The sequence below is a fragment of the Lysinibacillus sp. UBA6686 genome (genome assembly GCF_002455205.1).
In the GTDB taxonomy this organism is placed as follows: Bacteria; Bacillota; Bacilli; order Bacillales_A; family Planococcaceae; genus Lysinibacillus; species Lysinibacillus pakistanensis.
Genome location: NZ_DKJS01000014.1, coordinates 1 through 18816, shown reverse-complemented (window position 1 = coordinate 18816; position 18816 = coordinate 1). Strand labels below are relative to the sequence as shown.

The window sequence follows — 18816 nt, the reverse complement described above, 5'->3', positions numbered from 1 at the left end:
GGATGATATTTGTATGGCTGAGAAAGTAGGACAATCTTTCGTACAACCAACACCTTCTGGAAAAGAAGAACTTGGGAAAATAGAAGTAGCAGCGGAAGTAATCGAAGTTGTGGCTGGGATTGCAGTAAATGAGGTTGAGGGCATTGCTGCAACTCGTGGTAATATTGCAACGGGTGTTGTTGAGCGCTTCGGTAAAAAAGTGCACAATAAAGGCATTAAATCGGGTGTGACAGAAACAGGTGAAATTGCCATTGATGTATTTTGTTCTGTGAAATATGGCCATGCTATTCCAAAGGTTGCGAAGGAAGTACAAAGTCAAATTCGTCAGGCAATTTTTAATATGACTGCACTTGAAACAGCAGAGGTGAATGTACACATTACTGGCATTCACTTTGAAAAAGAAGAGGTTGCTGTACATGAATAGCAAAAAAAGGGTTGCCGAGATTGGCAGCCCTTTTCTATTAAATAGGAAATGTTTTAGCAATACATTATAGCTCAATATGCTTTGGCTTTCTCCAAAATAAAGCAAGGATAACGCCAAGGGTTAATACGATTGTTGCAAAATAGTAGGGGTAGTTTAAATTAATATCAAACAAGATGCCCCCTAAAATGGGTCCAAAAATATTCCCAAGGCTTGTGAACATGGAGTTCATACCACCCACAAAACCTTGCTCGTTTCCGGCAATTTTGGATAAATAAGAGGTAGCGGCAGGACGTATTAAATCAAAGCCTACGAAAATAAAGAATGTTACAAATAAGATTGCAAAATAATGACTTACAACAGTCATCGCAAAAGTAAGAGCAGCAGAGAGGATGAGTGAATAACGAATAACATTAATTTCACCCATTTTTTTCGTCAGCCAATCGAATAATAATAGTTGTGCAAGGGCACCGACTATCCCGCTCCCAGTAATGATAATTGCGATATCTGAAGGTGTAAATGAAAATTTATGATCCACAAATAAACTAAAGAGCGATTCAAATGCCGCTAGACCAAAGGAAAGCACGAAAATTAGCACAAATGGTATGAAATACAGCGGACTAATTACTCGTCTCACACTGCCTAAAATAGATGGTGCAGCTTCTTGGTCGTCTAAAGAACGTGTCGGTTCTTTTAACAAAATCAATGACAGGATTGCCGCTACAAAACCAAGTATACCAGCAGCATAAAACGGTATCCGCGTACCAATCTCAGCTAAAAATCCACCAATTCCTGGACCAATGATAAACCCTGTACTTATAGCCGCACTCATATAGCCTAGTGCTTTTGAACGCTGTGATAATGTAGTAATGTCAGCGATATAGGCTGTTACTGCTGGCATGATGAAGGCAGCACTCACGCCCCCTAGCATACGTGAGATAAAGAGAATTTCTATCGTGCGACCAATCCCAAACAATAGCTCGGAAAGCCCAAAAATAAAAAGACCTGCCACAATCATTACTTTACGGCCTATATTATCCACTAGCTTACCGGCAATAGGAGAGACAATAAGTTGCGTAATGGCAAAGGCTGCCACCATGTAACCTACAACTGAGCCTGAAATATGTAACTCATTCATAATAGTAGGTAACACTGGAATAACTAAACCAATGCCTAAAAAGGCAATGAATAGATTCGATAATAAAATTGTTAACGTTAAAATTTGTTTCTTATCCATATTTTTTCTCCTTTAATCTTTCACAATACATGAGAACAAAGTCTACTAGAATATTTCCATGAGTAATACAATAAACCCTATAGTAACTATAGGGTCAAAAGATTTGTTTACTTTTTTTAATTTTGCTTTAGATAAGTGTGGTAGTGGGAGGGAGTTGTTATGCAGGTGCTCACATCAAATTTTTTACACAATTAATTTTTGTCTAACCTTTAATTCAACGATGAATTTTTTCTCATGCTCAAAGGTGAAGGAAGCAGGCATATAAAGCTCATAGACGATTGATTCATAGGCTTCTTGTTGTGCTTCTACGTATGCTCTTAGTTTTTCATAATATGAAAAGTATGTATCAGGATGATAGATAAAGGCAATACATACATATTTACCGGCTGGCTTTATTGTTTGCTTGATATTTGGAGAAAGCTTAGAAAATGTTCGTTCCGTTAAAAGTGGTGTAAAGATAGCGTCATAAATAATAGAATGAACATCTGTATAGCGTGCTAGTGGAAAAATACAACCATAGCGACTATTTAAGACACTTCCTTCACGTTCAATTATTTTCGTAAGTGTTGCATAATACGTATTCGTGCTAGATGTAGGTGTTAGCTCAGTAGTCGTAACTTGTAAAATAGGCATTTCCTCTTCTACTTGAACATAAACATCTCCGAAAATTGGAATATCAATTTGTTCTTGCATTTGTTTTTTTGTTTTAAGCAAAGTGTACTTCACTTCATTTAAGCGCGTGATTTTTTGTTCTATACGCTGCTCCTGCTGTTCTAAAAAAACGATCAATTCTTCCGAGGTTAAGCCAAGCGCCCTTTTTATATCCTCAAGGGAAATTCCAATATATTTAAGCGACTTAATAATATCTAAGTAAAAAATCTGAGTATCTTTATAATAACGATAATTGGTATGGGTATCGATATGAGCAGGTTTAAATAAATCAATTTGGTCATAGTAGCGCAAGGTCTGTACAGATAAGTTAGAGAGCTTAGCAACCTCACCAATTGTATAATAATGTTCTTTCATAAATGAATTGCCTCCACTAGTAAGAGCTAAAGAAGTTTCGAATGGCATCAAAGCGAATTTTATGCTTGCAATCCTCGCAGTAAAATAAACGGGATTTACGTTCCTTCAATTGTTTGTATTGTTCCTCATCTTCATATAATTTGAATGATCTTTTACAGCTTGTACACTTCACTTCATAATGCATAATAAAACACCTCCAAAGATGAAATAGAAGTCTCTTTATTATAACATTCTTATTAAATGAACAAGAAATGCGGATGGTTATTTTCTACTTGTATCATACTTTTCATTGAGATGCATGAAAACAAGCAGAAAGTTGCTTGAAAAAGGTTTCAGATTATTGAAAACTTGCTGGAATTCGTGTTTCTCGTTCAAATTTATGCTATTATAAACCTTAATGCCACTTAAGAAGGAGAGCTTTACATGAAACGACATGAGGCACGCGAAAAAGCGTTGCAAGTTTTGTTTCAGCTGGATAATACTGACGTAACAATTGAAGAAGCAATGGAGCATATTAAAGGTCAGCCAACGAATGTCTTCTATGAAAAGATTGTTACTGGAACAGCTGAACATTTGGAGGAAATTGATGCTACTTTAGAGAAGCATCTTGAAAAGTGGTCACTTGCCCGTCTGCCCAAAATTGAGAGAACAGTTTTACGCTTAGCTGTATATGAGCTTTTATACATGCCTGAAACACCAAAAAGAGTAGTACTGAATGAAGCAATTGAGCTATGCAAAACATTTGGCGATGAAGGATCGTCGAAATTTGTCAATGGCGTACTTTCTAAATTTACAGAACAATAAAATGTGTTGAATTGGAAGGAGTAACGAAGTTTTATGTCAAGTGCAATTATTAATGGTAAAGAAATTGGTCAAGCTATTCGTCAATCAATAGCAGAACGTGTGTTAAGCTTAAAAGAGCAAGGTTTGACACCAGGCTTAGCGGTTGTTTTAGTAGGGGACAATCAAGCTTCTGCTACATATGTGAGAAATAAGCAAAAATCATGTGAAGAAATGGGTATGTTTTCAGAGCTAATAAAACTACCTGAAGAAACGACACAGGAAGAATTATTAGCACAAATTGAACACTTAAATACTCGTGAGGATATTCACGGTATTTTAGTACAATTACCACTTCCAAAGCATATTGATGAGGATACGGTTATTGCCACAATTGCTGTGGATAAAGACGTTGATGGATTCTCACCAGTAAGTGTTGGGAAAATGATGCTTGGCCAAGAAACATTTTTACCATGCACACCATTCGGGGTTATGAAGCTTCTTGAGTATTCAGGAATCGAAATTGCAGGAAAACACGCTGTCATTGTTGGTCGTAGTCATATCGTTGGTAAACCGATGGGACAACTTTTGCTACAAAAGGATGCAACCGTTACTTATACGCATTCAAAAACACCAGATTTACCTTCATTCACAAAGCAAGCAGATATTTTAATTGCTGCCGTTGGACGTGCTAACTTTATTACGAAGGAGCATGTAAAGGAAGGCGCTGTTGTGATTGATGTTGGCATTAATCGTGACGAAAATAACAAGCTTTGTGGGGATGTAAACTTTAATGAAATTGATGGCATCGCATCACATATTACACCTGTACCAGGCGGTGTGGGACCAATGACGATTACAATGTTACTATTCAACACAGTACAAGCTGCTGAAAATAAGCTTGCAAATAAAGTTAAACTATAATGAGCATAACTTTTAATTATTTAAAACCATCTCGAAATTTTTGAGATGGTTTTTACTTATGCTGAAAAGCCTAATTTATATTTATGCTATTTTGAGAACTTTTGCCATGCTATTACCGTCTAATATACTGTTTAAGACATACATACTAAAAAGGAGGTTTTTATGGAAAACCTAGATCTTATACTAATTATTAAGCATATTATTATTGGACTTGTGCAAGGCTTCACGGAGCCAATACCAGTGTCGTCGAGTGGTCATGTCATGATTGCAAGTGAAATACTTGGTTTAGGTGAGCAAGGCTTTACTTTTGCTATTTTAACGAATACAGCTTCATTGCTGGCCATTGTTTACATCTATCGTGAGGATATTGTCCGGCTCATTTCACACTTTTTCCTTTATCTTAAAACAGGTGATAAGCGCTATAAGGCAGATTTTCGTTTTGCCGTTTATATCGTAATTGGCACGATTCCGGCAGGCGTTTTAGGTGTGTTATTTAGTGATTTTATTGCAGACAATGTTAGCATGACAACGATTGCAATTATGCTGTTTGTAACAGGTATCGCCCTTTGGCTTATTCGCAATATGCGAGGTACAAAAAAGGATGCAGATTTGACTGTAAAAGATGCTATCATTGTTGGCTTAGGTCAAGCTGTCGCACTCACACCGGGCATCAGTCGTTCAGGAGCAACAATTATTTCAGCTATTGCTGTGGGAATGAAGCAGGATACAGCCCTACGCTTTTCCTTTATGCTTTATATTCCAATAAGCCTTGGGGGTGTTGTGCTTGGAATAACAGATTTTTTAAATGAACCCAATAAAGGTACATTAGCCATCCCATATGCTGCAACATTTATCGCTACATTATTGATGACATATTTTGCAATGCGCTGGTTTATGGGTATTATGAAAAGTGGCAAGCTTAGTTACTTTACTTATTATTGTTTTCTTGTAGGTACGCTCTTATTAATATTTTATTAATATAAAGCCTTCTAACAGTTAGTTGTTGGAAGGCTTTTATGCTGTTGAAAACAAATTTACTAGCGCTGTTATATCTATTTTAAATGATAATGAGTAACAAGCTTTTACATTGAATTATAAATATAGTAATCAAAGTACTACATTATTGCTGATTGAAGTATAAGGCACTTGCTTTCTTGGGGGAAAACGCATAAAATCTATCATTTGAATATGCAGTAATTTCTTCAATAGGATGAAAGACAGTCATTTTTTCTAGCGAAACTACATTTTGGCACGTCAACGACTTTAAAAAATGTTATGATAGTTGTAGTTTTGTGAAAAACTTGATTTTAGTAAAGGAGCCGAAAACATGTCATCTGCTTCTTATTTAACGGTAAAAGCATTAACAAAATATATTAAACGAAAATTTGATGCCGATCCACATTTACGTGAGGTATATGTTAAGGGGGAGCTATCGAACGTTAAAATTCATCAATCTGGACATATCTATTTTACTTTAAAGGATGATGGTGCACGAATTGCCGCAACAATGTTTAAAACAGCAGCCACTAAATTAGCGTTCGAACCCAAGGAAGGAATGCAAGTATTTATCCGTGGTGATGTAAACGTTTACGAGGGCTATGGAACCTATCAGCTATATGTACAGGAGATGCAGCCGGATGGGGTTGGTAGCTTGTTTGTTGCCTTTAACCAATTAAAAGAGCAATTACAAAAAGAAGGTCTTTTTAAAACTGAATGGAAGCAGTCTATTCCAAGATTTCCTGAGAGAATCGGTGTCTTGACATCTACAACGGGGGCAGCGATTCGCGATATTTGTACAACGTTAAAACGACGTTATCCACTTGCTGAAATATTGATTTATCCAACGCTTGTTCAAGGGGGACAAGCTGCACCAAATATCGTTCAAAATATTGAGCAAGCAAATTTAGATGCTTCTTGTGATGTTCTCATCGTCGGACGGGGTGGAGGATCAATAGAAGATTTATGGGCATTTAATGAGGAGATTGTAGCTCGTGCTATTTTTAGTAGCCGCATACCTATTATTAGTGCTGTTGGTCATGAAACAGATACGACAATTGCGGATTATGTGGCAGATTTGCGTGCTCCTACACCAACGGCTGCTGCTGAAATAGCTGTACCTGATCAACAGGATTTATTTCAGCGTGTACTGACTCAAAAATCGCAGCTCCATCAAATGGTGAGGGCGCAACTTATGGCTGAGCGACAACGTCTAAATAAGCTCCAACAGTCTTATCCATTGTCAATGCCAGAAAGACTATATCGTCCGTTTACTGAAAAACTAGCTCAGCTCGAATCAGACTTACAAAAAGCCATGCAGGTAGATTTGATGAAAAAGGGTGCACAGCTTCAGCAACTACATAGTGCTATCGAGCAACATTCACCAAAAAAGGCACTCACTTTCTATCAACGTGAGCTAGAAACACGAATTCAACAATTAACACATGCCTCCAAACAATATGTGACGAAGCAAAAACATCAATTTGAGGCAACTGTTCGAACTTTAGAAGCATTGAATCCACTTGCGATTTTAACAAGGGGCTATACAGTAGCGTATAAGGATGAACAAATGATTAAATCATCCGCTGAAGTCAAACAGCAGGATCAATTAACCCTAACCTTCCATGATGGAGAGGTTATCGCCGAAGTGACAAAAATCTTGCCAAAGAATGAGGGGGAATAGTTGTGGCAGAGAAACAACAGACTTTCGCGGAAGCAATGACAGCACTTGAGGAAATTGTCCGTCAGCTAGAGCAAGGTGATGTGCCATTGGAAAACGCCATTGATTTATATAAGCAAGGAATGGAGTTATCACAATTTTGCCATAGTAAACTGCAACATGCTGAGGAGCAGCTGATATCTATTGTCCAAGAGACAGGTGAAACGACTGCATTTGATCCATTAAAGGGAGAGAAGTAAGAAATGAATGAGCAATTAAAGCATTTTATTGAAAGCAACATACCACAAGTTGAAGCTGAAATGTTTGCACTTGTTGAGAAGATTGATGCACCAGGTGATTTAAAAGAATCAATGCTATATTCGCTAAAGGCTGGAGGAAAACGAATTCGTCCACTTTTCGTGTTAGCCGTACTTGAGCTATTTAACAAGGATTTAAAGGATGGATTAACTGTAGGATCAGTTATAGAAATTATCCATACGTATTCATTAATCCACGACGATTTACCAAGCATGGATAATGATGATTTCCGTAGAGGGAAACCGACTAATCATAAAGTTTATGGAGAAGCACTAGCGACACTTGCTGGAGATGCATTAAATACGCTTGCATTTGGAATATTAGCACGCATGAATGTATCTGCTGAAAAACGCATTGAATTGGTTAACCTTTTAAGTATAGCAGCTGGTGCAGAAGGTATGGTTGGTGGTCAGGTACTAGATATGGAAGGTGAGCAACGCCAGTTAAATTTAGCTGAGCTTGAGCATGTTCATATTAATAAAACCGGTGCTTTATTACGATTTAGCATTGAAGCGGGAGCAGTGTTAGCTAATGCGTCTTCAGAGGAACGAGCAACCCTAAAGGAATATGCACATCATATCGGTCTTGCATTCCAAATTCAAGACGATATTTTAGATATTGAGGGTACAACGGAGGAGCTAGGTAAAACAGCAGGTAAGGATGTAGCGAGTGATAAAAGCACATATCCCGCCCTATTATCATTGGATGGAGCGAAGGATAAGTTAGCTGAACATTATCAACTTGCCATTCATGCACTTGATCAATTACAAGTCGATGCTAGTTTACTACGTGAGTTTGCAGCCTATATTGTTCATCGTAAAAACTAAAAGATCAATTACGCCTCAGCGTAATTGCGTCCGGGTTTTTTGAGCTCGCTCGAAAAGCTCCTCTTCAAAATCCGTGACATCCGCCAGGGGCTTTGAACCAATAGATGTTTTGTAAAGATAAACAAGGCAATAAGAGCGAGGAATATGCTAGAATAGTCGAGGATGTTTGTCGAATGTGCAAACAATAAGTGTTCGTACTTTTAGCATATTGATAACACTGTTATAATGGTGGAAACACAAATACGGTGAATATTTTATTGAAAAGGTGTGTGAGAAAGGTGGATTTAAATAAAATAACTAGTCCATCCTTTTTAAAAAACTTAGACAAGAGGGACCTTGAGCATCTTGCGCAAGAAATTCGTACCTTCTTAATTGAAAAGTGTTCTGTCACAGGTGGTCATATTGGACCGAACCTAGGTGTTGTGGAGTTAACAATTATGCTTCATAAAATGTTTGACAGTCCAAAGGATAAGTTTTTATGGGATGTTGGCCACCAAGCTTACGTGCATAAAATTTTGACAGGTCGTGCGAGTCAATTTGACACACTGCGTCAGTTCAAAGGGCTTTGTGGTTTTCCAAAGCTTGTGGAAAGTGAACATGATGAGTGGGAAACAGGTCATAGCTCGACATCTTTGTCAGCGGCTATGGGTATGGCTGCAGCACGTGATATTAAAAATGAGAAGAATTTCGTCGTACCTATTATTGGTGATGGAGCTTTAACAGGGGGTATGGCACTTGAGGCATTAAATCATATTGGTCATGCGAAAACAAATATGATTGTTATTTTAAACGATAATGAAATGTCCATTGCCCCAAACGTCGGCGCTTTACACAATGTACTTGGACGTCTACGTACAGCGAAGGAATATTCAAAGGCGAAAGAAGAGCTTGAGTCTCTTATCAACAAAATCCCTGTATTAGGCGGTAAACTTGCTTCAACGGCTGAGCGCGTAAAGGATAGCTTAAAGTATTTAGTGGTGTCCGGTGTATTCTTTGAGGAGCTAGGTTTTAAATATTTAGGACCAATTGATGGACATGATTTTGATGCGCTTGAGATGACCTTATCTTATGCTAAAAAAGTAAAAGGTCCTGTACTTGTTCATGTTATTACAAAAAAAGGGAAAGGCTATAAACCTGCTGAAGATGATACAATTGGCAATTGGCATGGAACAGGTCCATACAAAATTGAAAACGGAGCCTTTGTAAAATCAGAAACGAAAGGACCAGCTTGGAGTAGCTTAATTGCAGAGACAGTACGTAAAATTGCACATGAGGATAAACGAATAGTTACCATCACGCCTGCTATGCCTGTTGGCTCTAAACTACAAGGTATTCAGAAGGATTTTCCAAAGCGTTTCTTTGATGTAGGAATTGCTGAACAGCATGCAGCAACAATGGCAGCAGGTTTAGCAACACAGAAAATGAAACCATTTTTAGCGATTTATTCGACGTTCCTACAACGTGCCTATGATCAGATACTGCATGATATTGCACGTCCTAATCTAAATGTCTTTATTGGAATTGACCGTGCAGGTTTAGTTGGTGCAGACGGTGAAACACATCAAGGTGTATTTGATATCGCTTTCCTTCGCCATATACCAAATATGACAATCATGATGCCAAAGGATGAAAATGAAGGACAGCATATGGTAAAGACTGCTTTAGACTATGATGGTGGTCCGATCGCCCTACGTTATCCTCGAGGAAATGGGATTGGTGTTCCTTTGGATGATGAGCTAATGACTTTACCAATAGGAAGCTGGGAAGTGTTGCGAGAAGGGAAAGATGCAACAATTTTAACGTTTGGTACAACCATTCCAATGGCAATGGAAGCAGCTGACTTGCTTGCTCAGCAGGGGGTTGATATCGAAGTGGTGAATGCCCGCTTCATTAAACCGATGGATGAGGATATGTTGCATCGCATATTATCAAGCAAGAAACCTATTTTGACGATTGAAGAAGCAGTATTACAAGGTGGCTTTGGTAGTGGTGTGCTTGAATTTGCACATGACCATGGTTATTTAAATGCCCTAATCGATCGAATGGGAATCCCTGACCAATTTATAGAGCATGGCAATGTAGATCAGCTACTCGCTGAAATTCACATGACAACTGAAGATGCAGTGGCACGTATGCAAGTGTTACTTCAACAAAAACAGCAAGTAGGGTTGAATAAATAATGACAAAACAACCGAAAGAACGTGTAGATATTTTACTTGTAGAACGTGGGCTAAGTGAAACCCGTGAAAAAGCAAAGCGTTCCATTATGGCAGGTCTTGTTTTTTCAAATGAAATTCGAATAGATAAGGCGGGGGAAAAAATAGCCATTGATGCCCCACTACAAGTAAAAGGCTCTGATTTAAAATATGTTAGTCGTGGTGGCTTGAAGCTTGAAAAAGCACTACAAATATTTGATATGTCTGTAGAGGGGAAGCTAATGCTTGATATTGGCTCCTCTACAGGAGGCTTTACAGATTGTGCATTACAGCATGGTGCAAGGCATTGCTATGCATTAGATGTGGGTTCTAACCAACTAGCCTGGAAGATTCGCTCTGATGAACGTGTCACAGTGATGGAAAAAACAAATTTCCGTTATACGACTGCAGCAGATTTAACAGAGGGATTACCAGATTTTGCAACTATTGATGTCAGCTTTATTTCATTAGCACTTATTCTACCTGTCTTAAAAACCCTGTTGATGCCTGGAGGAGATGTGATGGCATTGGTGAAGCCTCAGTTTGAAGCTGGCAAAGACAAGGTTGGTAAAAAAGGCATCGTTAGAGATAAAAAAGTTCATTTAGAAGTATTAGAAAAGACGGCAGCAATGGCGACAGGGGTCGGCTTTGTTGTCAAGGATGCTTCATTTTCTCCTATTACAGGGGGCGAAGGAAATATTGAGTTTTTATTCCATTTAGTGAATCCTGTAGGAGATGAACAAATTCTTGCTTATACAGCTTTTGATACACTCGTTGAAGAAGCGCATAACGCTCTTAAATAACACGTGCTCGCTACCTGAGCCGTGTTTTTTCTTGTACTTTTATGCTGAAAATGGTAGTGTGAATATACATATATATAATTATTTATAAGAGGTGACCACAATGAATAAAGGACAGAGACATATACGAATTCGGGATATTATTGCCAATCATGAAATAGAAACACAAGATGATTTAGTCGATTTTTTAAAAGATGCAGGCTATAACGTGACCCAAGCAACGGTATCACGTGATATAAAGGAACTTCATCTTGTTAAAGTTCCATTGCAGGATGGACGCTATAAATATAGCTTGCCCGCTGACCAACGTTTCAATCCTATGCAAAAATTACATCGTGCATTGGCAGATGCGTTTGTCAGCATTGATGGTGCATCGCATTTTTTAGTCATGAAGGCTCTTCCTGGTAATGCGAATGCTATTGCTTCACTACTTGACCATTTAGATTGGCCTGAGATTTTAGGTACGATTTCTGGAGATGATACAATCTTAATTATTTGCCGTGACGAAAATGAGCGTGAAAATACAAAAAACCGCTTATTAGAAATGCTATAATTTAGCATGGAATTTGATACAGAGGTGACATTTTTGTGTTAAAAGAGCTTAGTATTCGAAACTTTGCCATTATAGAGGATTTGACAGTTAGCTTTTCAAATGGTTTAACTGTATTAACAGGAGAAACAGGTGCCGGAAAATCAATTATCATTGATGCCGTCCATTTACTTGCAGGCGGTAGAGGAAACTCTGAATTTATTCGTCATGGAGCAAGAAAGGCTGAATTAGGAGGTTTATTTCAAATCTCCAGTTCTTTGCATCCTGTGCATAAAAAGCTTGAAGAAGCAGGCATTGAGATTGAAGAAGATACCATTATTTTACGCCGTGATTTACATGATACTGGAAAAAGTGTTTGTCGAGTAAACGGAAAACTGGTGCCATTATCTGTACTCCGTGATATTGGTGCTAGCTTAATCGATATTCATGGTCAACATGAAAATCAGGAACTGATGGACGAAAAACAGCACATTTATTTGCTAGACCACTTTGCAGAGGAACAACTTGCTCCAATACAGGAAGTATACAGTTCCCAGTATGAAGAATATCGCTCGCTAAAAAGAGAATTGGCATCTATTTCAATTGATGAACAGTTAATGGCGCAACGTATTGATTTATATCAGTTCCAAATGAAAGAGCTAGAAGATGCCAAATTAAGGTTAGGTGAGGAAGATGAGCTTCTTGACGAACGTCGCCGTTTGATGAATTTCAATAAGATTTTTGAGCGGTCAAATGAAGCCTATGAAGCCATTCAAGGGGAATCGAAAGGTCTTGACTGGATAGGTAATGCAATGGGGGCATTAGAGGATGCTGCAAAAGTTGACGATCAGTTTAAAGAAGCCTCGGAAGCTGTAACCACAGCATTCTATGCATTACAGGATGCTGCACACCAGGTTAAAAATGTATTAGATGAATTAGAGTTTGACCCAGCCCGATTAAATGAAGTCGAGCAGCGTTTAGCTCTATTCCAAAATTTAAAGCGTAAATATGGCTCAACAATTGAAGAGATTTTAGCGTATTACGATAAGATTAAAACTGAGCTGAATGAACTTTTAAATCGAGATGAAATTTTACAGGTTAAAGAGCGAAAAGTACTAGAAATGGAATCAGCACTACAAGAGCTGGCTGTACAATTAACTGCTATTCGAAAAAATGCTGCACATGATTTAAGTGAGTCTATTATGGCTGAACTACGTGAATTACATATGGAAAAAGCAAAATTTATTGTTAATTTTGATGAATTATCATTTTTTGATGCCAACGGGAAAGACCAGATTATTTTTTATATTTCCACGAATGTGGGAGAACCACCAAAATCATTACCGAAAATTGCATCTGGTGGTGAATTATCACGTATGATGCTTGCGTTAAAGACCATTTTCTCATCTTCAAACGGCATCACCTCAATTATTTTTGACGAGGTAGATACCGGTGTAAGTGGTCGAGTTGCACAGGCAATTGCTGAAAAAATTGCTGCAATCTCTATCAACTCTCAGGTTTTATGTATTTCACATTTACCACAAGTCGCTGCGATGGCTGATCATCATTATTTTATCAAAAAAGAAGTGAACCATGATCGAACATTTACTTCATTGCTTGAAATTGATACAGAAGCTCGCATCGAAGAAGTAAGTCGCATGATGTCTGGTGCAGAAATTACTGACTTAACTTTACAGCATGCAACAGAGCTATTAAAAATGGCAAATGCCCGAAAAAAACAAATGAGATAACCCTTCATCCAGAGACATGTTTAATGTTTCTGGGTTTTTTCATTTTGCACAAATATTTACCGCTTATAAGAATGCCACAACAACACATAGTAAAAAGACAAATATGAAAAGGAGGTGTCGTATGTATCGTCGTTGGCGTCAATTTGTCATTTTGCCTATGCTCATCGTTTTATTATTCATGCCAGTTCAGGCATTTGCCGCAAAAAAGCTAATTCCGATGGGCGAAGCAATTGGAATTCAACTTCAGCTATCTCATGTATTTGTAGCACATGATGTGCTATTNNGTGGATGAAAGGAGGCGCTGTGATTGAAAAAATAAATGAAATACCTGTAAAAACGCTGGCAGATGCCAAACAGGCTGTTGCCACGCAAGGGCAGCAGAAATGGACGATGAAAAGTGAAGGAAAAGAAGTAACCCTTGAGTTACAGGAGAAAGAAGCAACACATGTAATTTCCTTTTTAAAAGATGAAACAGATGGAGTAGGAACATTGACGTACATTGATCCAGAGACAAAAAAATACGGTGCATTAGGCCATCAAATTGTCGATTCAACATTACAAGAAGCCCCCGTTTTTCGAGCTGGCTCCATCTTCTTAGCTTCGATTCAACAAATTCGTAAAAGTATACCTGGTCAACCCGGCTATAAAATTTCCTCCATTGAAAAACATCAGGAACGATTAGGGAGCATCGATAAAAATACCGTTTATGGAATTTTTGGTCGTTGGGAAGACGGCTATCCACAAAGTTTGCCAAAAGCAATTGAAATTATGCATGAAAAGGATATAAAAACGGGAAAGGCTGAAATCTACACGGCGATAGAGGGCAGTAAGGTGGAAACTTTTTCAATCGAAATAATAAAAATCGAAAATGAACGTCTTGAATTTATCATTTCTGACGAAAAGCTCATTGAAAAAACAGGTGGCATTTTACAGGGAATGAGTGGTAGCCCAATCATCCAAAACGGTCGTTTTGTAGGTGCTGTTACACATATGTTTGTAGAGGAACCAAAAAAGGGAGCAGCTATTACTGTAGCGGAAATGTTAAGAAAGTCATCCTAAAAGTGGAGCTGCCTTTGGGTAGCTCCATTTTTTCATAAAAATTTGTGTTTTTATATGAGAATCATCAAGGATTTCGTTTTTTTATGAAGGGATTAGCGATACTAAAAAAAAACTGTAGTTTTATCTCAGTTTTTTCACTAAAATAAAGAAGATAAGCATTCGACATTTTGCAGGTATTTATCATAACTTGTCGATTAAAAAAGAAAGTATCGGACTACATACTCATTTTTGGAAATAGAAAAGGTTTTTAAAACAAAAATGTCGAAAATTCCACAGTGTGCCAAAAATGGCATAAGGGGTAGTTACGCTTTGAAGTGATTCAAAGCACAGTCCAGAAGGAGGAATTGAAATGACAAAGGTAAAGGTAGCGATTGCAGACGATAATCGTGAGTTATTAAAAACGATGGAGCAGTATTTTCAAGGGCATCCCGAAATAGAAATTATTGCAACTGCTTCAAATGGAAAAGTTTGCTTACAAATGCTTGAGGAATTTACACCAGATATTTTACTCCTAGATATAATTATGCCTCATCTCGATGGTTTAGCAGTTTTAGAATCCATGTATCAAAATGAACAAATGTCATCAATTCAAGTAATCATGCTGACAGCATTTGGCCAAGAGGATGTCATGAAACAGGCAGTTGATTTAGGTGCTTCGTATTTCATGCTAAAGCCATTTGAATTTGATCAATTGGTGCAAAAGATTCTTCATTGCGCTGGACAAAAAGCAACACTTCCTAAAAAGACAAGTGTTTTACAACCTACAGCGCCACAAAAATTAAATCAACATCAATNNGCACGATTACAGCTATCATAAAAGAAATTGGTGTCCCTGCACATATTAAAGGGTACTCCTATTTACGAGAAGCTATTCAAATGGTGTTTGAGGATATCGAGTTATTAGGCTCTGTGACGAAAATCCTATATCCAGAAATCGCTAAAAAATTCAATACAACTCCTTCACGTGTAGAACGTGCTATTCGCCATGCCATTGAGGTAGCGTGGAATCGAGGAAATTATGAATCGATTTCGTCAATGTTTGGCTATACCGTTCATCACTTAAAATCGAAGCCGACAAATAGTGAATTCATCGCCATGATTGCTGATAAGATTCGTATTGATATGATGGCAAGCTAAAAAACTACAATCATATGTTAAAGGAGAATGACCAGTAGCCATTATTTATAAACTATATATAAATTCAAAGCGCCTATGTAAGCAGTTTTCAAGCTGTTTATGAGGCGTATTTTTTTATTTAGTTAGGAAGACCTAATACATTTTTGTATAATTTATGACAAAAACAGCATCTATATGATAAATTAATGAAAGATTTAGTAAATAACATGATTTTTTGCGATTGTTTTATACAATTGTGATAGCTGGATAGCATACATTAAGTAAAATATTTCCTTTTAGTAGTAAATAACAGCTAAAAATGATAGGAAAAATATAAAATATAGTAGAATGGCTTACTGATAAAGTAGGGGTATTTTCTTTCTGAGTAGTGACAATTGTCTCTAAACAAATGTAAATAGATTGTATATACTTACAGATAGAGGGAAGGAGGAGGTAGCTTGATTCTAGTTCGGAATGATAACTTCGAAATATCAGAAGAAAATGGCAAAGTATATATGGTAACTTTCAGCGCTGGTTTTCCATTAAAAGAATTTGATAGTATTTTACGCAGTCATCCCCGCCTAAAGTTGTCTAATTTTTCAATATTAAAAAATGTATTAGCGACTGAAAGTATAAATCCTGTTGAAATCGGACGTTGGCTTCCGAATGTGGAAGCGGAAATTGCACGAGATAAAATGTCTGCCTCTATATTTATCTATGAAACACATGATTATATTCAAAAAAACAAAGAAAAATTGTCGCAACAAATTTTAGAAACGCTTGAAGATGAAGGAATTGTAAATGGAATTTTGGATTTTGATATTTCGAAAATTGAACCAGGAAAAGCATTTTTAATTGCTCAAGGAACGCCACCTGTAGCAGGAACAGATGCACAAATTACATACTTACCTAAACCAGAGAGAAAGCCAGTGATTCGCGAAGATGGAAAAGCTGATTATTACGATATGAACTTTATCTCTGAAATTTCTGAAGGGTCATGGCTTGGCGAAAAAATACCTGCAACTTTAGGGAAAGCAGGGAAAAATGTACTGGGTGATACGATTGCTGCTGCACCAGGTCGTGATTTTCCCATTAAATACGATAAAAAATCTGCCTATGAAGTGGAGGAGAATGGGAAAATTGTTATCCGCTCCAAAATCGCAGGCGTATTAGATGATGTCAAGGGCATGATTGGTGTAAATCGACATTTGCCTATTCATGGTGACGTAGGTGTTGAAACAGGAAACCTTGAATTTAATGGCTCATTAAGTATAAAAGGAACGGTCACTTCTGGCTATACGGTTATTGCTACTGGAGACATTTCTATTGAGGGTGCCGAAGGTGTAAGTGGCGCCAAGCTTATAAAATCTATTGAGGGTGATGTCTATATTCGCGGTGGCATTTTCGGGCTTGGTTCAACATTGGTGGAGGCAGGTGGCAATATTTTCGTCAAGCATGTTAATGAAGCAAATTTAGTCGCAGCTGATAGTATTCATATAGGCTTTTATGCATTAGGATCACAACTCACTGCACATTCTATTTTTGTGGACGAACGAAAAGGTAAAATTATTGGGGGTCGCGCAGTAGCGAAAAATACAATTGTCACGGCTATATCTGGAAACCGATTAGAGCGTCGAACAGATTTAATCATTGAAAGTGTCAATAAAAGAGAAAGCTATTCGCTTATGCAAGAGAAGGCAACGCACTTAAAGCAATTACAATCAGATATTTCAATACAAGAGGGAAAAATTAAAAGCTTATTACCAATCCTTAATCAAATGACAAAGGAGCAAGTGGCTACATTTGAGGAAACGAAGCAGGTCTTAACGAAATTGAAGGCCGAAGCAGTGACGATTGACCGTGAGGTGAAACTAATGATGGATGAAATGCGCCATGCAGGTAAAGAGGAAATTACTGTGACAAAAGAAGCGCATCCAGGCACATATATTCAAATTGGCAAAAAATCATCCCTATTAAGTAAAATGACCAATGGTAAATTTCTCCTTGAATTTGGTGAGTTAAATGTCTAGCCAATTGTCCATTCCTGTGTTTGCACATCGAGGAGCGTCAGCTTATGCACTTGAAAATAGCTTCAGGGCTTTTGAGAAGGCATTGGAGCTAGGTGCAGATGGCATTGAATTGGATATCCAATTGTCAAAGGAAGGAATTCCAGTTGTCTATCATGATCCACAACTATCAAGATTAGTTGGCATCAATAAGCTTGTGAATGAGTGTACAGTAGAGGAGCTTCTTAGCTTTAAGCTTGGAAAGCCCTGGAGACGTTTTTTTTCTTCGTACAAAATTCCAACATTAGATGCCGTTTTAGCATGGGCAAATTCCCATCAGCTACCCCTTAATATTGAATTAAAATCAACCATCCTTGATAATAAAAATGCACTTATTCAAATGCTTCATAAACTTATTTTGCCTGTTGGCAGTCATTTTTCATCGTTTCACTATGAGCTGTTAGAAATCGTGAAGCAATATAGATCTGATGTTGAAACAGCCCTTATTGCAACTAAAAAATTAAAATGGGATTTGCTCAGTGATTATAAAGCGATTGACAGCGTGCATATGCATAAAAGGTATTATAAACCAAGATTTTTAGAGGCATGTGTAGCAAGTGATAAAGCATGTCGTTTTTATGCGATTGATGGTAATGAGGCTTTTTTGACAAACCCACATCCATCAGTAATTGGTTGGATTACTGATTATCCTGATAAAGTAATTGCGAAGCAGTACCGTCAATAAAAATAGCTATCCAGTAAGTCAAATGACTTAGATGGATAGCTATTTTTATTTTTTTTGGAAGCGCGGAGCAACTTTTCCATTTTTTCGATCGCGGTGGAGTAAAAAGCCTGCAAAAAAGCCAAATCCTATTACAAAGAGAATGACGCCCACAACGAACTGTAACCATAAAAACGGGAAAGGTGCAATAAGTTTACCAAATAATGTATCACGCATGAATTTAATGCCACCTGCAGCCATAAGACCTGGAATAAGCATTACAATAAATGCAGCTAAACGAGCCATGCATGTCCCTCCTTATTCCTAAGTTTAATTGTACCTGTGGTTATTGGAATGTCAAGAAACGTTATTTCACTATGTGACAGCTGAAGCCATAAGCACAAAGGCGATCAATTTCGTTTTGGCGAAATTGTTGCTGTCGCTTCGCTT

General features: G+C 37.6%; 18 protein-coding genes and 1 pseudogene. 15 read left to right on the top strand and 4 right to left on the bottom strand.

Annotated elements, in window-relative coordinates; genetic code table 11:
- The first annotated feature begins 13 nt into the window (after nt 1–13).
- On the top strand, nt 14–424 hold the full coding sequence (locus B2R82_RS03835) for an Asp23/Gls24 family envelope stress response protein (protein ID WP_286923609.1): 411 nt from the start codon (nt 14–16) through the stop codon (nt 422–424).
- Between the two features lie 64 nt (nt 425–488).
- Here the strand turns inward: B2R82_RS03835 and B2R82_RS03830 are convergent, their stop codons facing one another.
- The 3 genes from B2R82_RS03830 to B2R82_RS03820 form a co-directional block, all read right to left on the bottom strand.
- Nucleotides 489–1658, bottom strand: coding sequence for an MFS transporter (locus tag B2R82_RS03830; RefSeq protein WP_286923608.1), 1170 nt, complete (start codon nt 1656–1658; stop codon nt 489–491).
- A gap of 183 nt (nt 1659–1841) precedes the next feature.
- The gene (locus tag B2R82_RS03825; protein ID WP_286923607.1) at nt 1842–2684 is read right to left on the bottom strand and encodes a MerR family transcriptional regulator; all 843 of its coding nucleotides are present in this window, start codon (nt 2682–2684) and stop codon (nt 1842–1844) included.
- Nucleotides 2685–2700: 16 nt separating this feature from the next.
- Entirely contained in the window at nt 2701–2868 is a 168-nt protein-coding gene (locus tag B2R82_RS03820; protein WP_286923606.1) for a DUF2197 domain-containing protein, read from the bottom strand.
- Nucleotides 2869–3107: 239 nt separating this feature from the next.
- On the opposite strand from B2R82_RS03820, the gene nusB reads away from it, so the two are divergent.
- The 14 genes and pseudogenes from nusB (at nt 3108) to B2R82_RS03750 (ending at nt 18390) form a co-directional block, all read left to right on the top strand.
- On the top strand, nt 3108–3488 hold the full coding sequence (gene nusB / locus B2R82_RS03815) for a transcription antitermination factor NusB (protein WP_054771647.1): 381 nt from the start codon (nt 3108–3110) through the stop codon (nt 3486–3488).
- A 33-nt stretch (nt 3489–3521) separates the two neighbouring features.
- Nucleotides 3522–4388: a bifunctional methylenetetrahydrofolate dehydrogenase/methenyltetrahydrofolate cyclohydrolase FolD gene (folD, locus tag B2R82_RS03810; RefSeq protein WP_286923605.1), complete on the top strand. Its 867-nt coding sequence runs from the start codon at nt 3522–3524 to the stop codon at nt 4386–4388.
- Between the two features lie 162 nt (nt 4389–4550).
- Nucleotides 4551–5366, top strand: a complete 816-nt coding sequence (locus B2R82_RS03805; protein ID WP_286923604.1) for an undecaprenyl-diphosphate phosphatase — start codon at nt 4551–4553, stop codon at nt 5364–5366.
- 349 nt (nt 5367–5715) lie between these two features.
- Nucleotides 5716–7068: an exodeoxyribonuclease VII large subunit gene (xseA, locus tag B2R82_RS03800; RefSeq protein ID WP_286923603.1), complete on the top strand. Its 1353-nt coding sequence runs from the start codon at nt 5716–5718 to the stop codon at nt 7066–7068.
- Between the two features lie 2 nt (nt 7069–7070).
- Nucleotides 7071–7304 carry an exodeoxyribonuclease VII small subunit gene (gene xseB / locus B2R82_RS03795; protein ID WP_286923602.1) on the top strand — a complete coding sequence of 78 codons (234 nt, stop codon included), beginning with the start codon at nt 7071–7073 and terminating at the stop codon, nt 7302–7304.
- Between the two features lie 3 nt (nt 7305–7307).
- Nucleotides 7308–8189, top strand: coding sequence for a polyprenyl synthetase family protein (locus B2R82_RS03790; RefSeq protein WP_286923601.1), 882 nt, complete (start codon nt 7308–7310; stop codon nt 8187–8189).
- 278 nt (nt 8190–8467) lie between these two features.
- Entirely contained in the window at nt 8468–10369 is a 1902-nt protein-coding gene (gene dxs / locus B2R82_RS03785; protein ID WP_286923600.1) for a 1-deoxy-D-xylulose-5-phosphate synthase, read from the top strand.
- Nucleotides 10369–11187 (top strand): TlyA family RNA methyltransferase, encoded by an 819-nt coding sequence (locus B2R82_RS03780; RefSeq protein WP_286923599.1) that lies wholly within the window; start codon nt 10369–10371, stop codon nt 11185–11187. Before dxs ends, B2R82_RS03780 begins: the two co-directional genes overlap by 1 nt.
- Before the next feature lie 100 nt (nt 11188–11287).
- On the top strand, nt 11288–11737 hold the full coding sequence (gene ahrC, locus B2R82_RS03775) for a transcriptional regulator AhrC/ArgR (protein ID WP_283868585.1): 450 nt from the start codon (nt 11288–11290) through the stop codon (nt 11735–11737).
- Between the two features lie 35 nt (nt 11738–11772).
- Nucleotides 11773–13464, top strand: coding sequence for a DNA repair protein RecN (gene recN, locus B2R82_RS03770; RefSeq protein ID WP_286923598.1), 1692 nt, complete (start codon nt 11773–11775; stop codon nt 13462–13464).
- A gap of 303 nt (nt 13465–13767) precedes the next feature.
- A complete protein-coding gene (locus B2R82_RS03765) occupies nt 13768–14523 on the top strand; it encodes a SpoIVB peptidase S55 domain-containing protein (protein WP_286923597.1) in 756 nt (251 codons plus the stop codon).
- Between the two features lie 349 nt (nt 14524–14872).
- Nucleotides 14873–15660: pseudogene (gene spo0A, locus B2R82_RS03760) on the top strand (sporulation transcription factor Spo0A).
- 437 nt (nt 15661–16097) lie between these two features.
- On the top strand, nt 16098–17669 hold the full coding sequence (locus tag B2R82_RS03755) for a DUF342 domain-containing protein (protein WP_283868559.1): 1572 nt from the start codon (nt 16098–16100) through the stop codon (nt 17667–17669).
- Nucleotides 17662–18390, top strand: a complete 729-nt coding sequence (locus B2R82_RS03750; RefSeq protein WP_286923596.1) for a glycerophosphodiester phosphodiesterase — start codon at nt 17662–17664, stop codon at nt 18388–18390. Before B2R82_RS03755 ends, B2R82_RS03750 begins: the two co-directional genes overlap by 8 nt.
- A 45-nt stretch (nt 18391–18435) precedes the next feature.
- Here the strand turns inward: B2R82_RS03750 and B2R82_RS03745 are convergent, their stop codons facing one another.
- Nucleotides 18436–18672 (bottom strand): DUF2627 domain-containing protein, encoded by a 237-nt coding sequence (locus B2R82_RS03745; RefSeq protein ID WP_283868557.1) that lies wholly within the window; start codon nt 18670–18672, stop codon nt 18436–18438.
- Between the last annotated feature and the right edge of the window lie 144 nt (nt 18673–18816).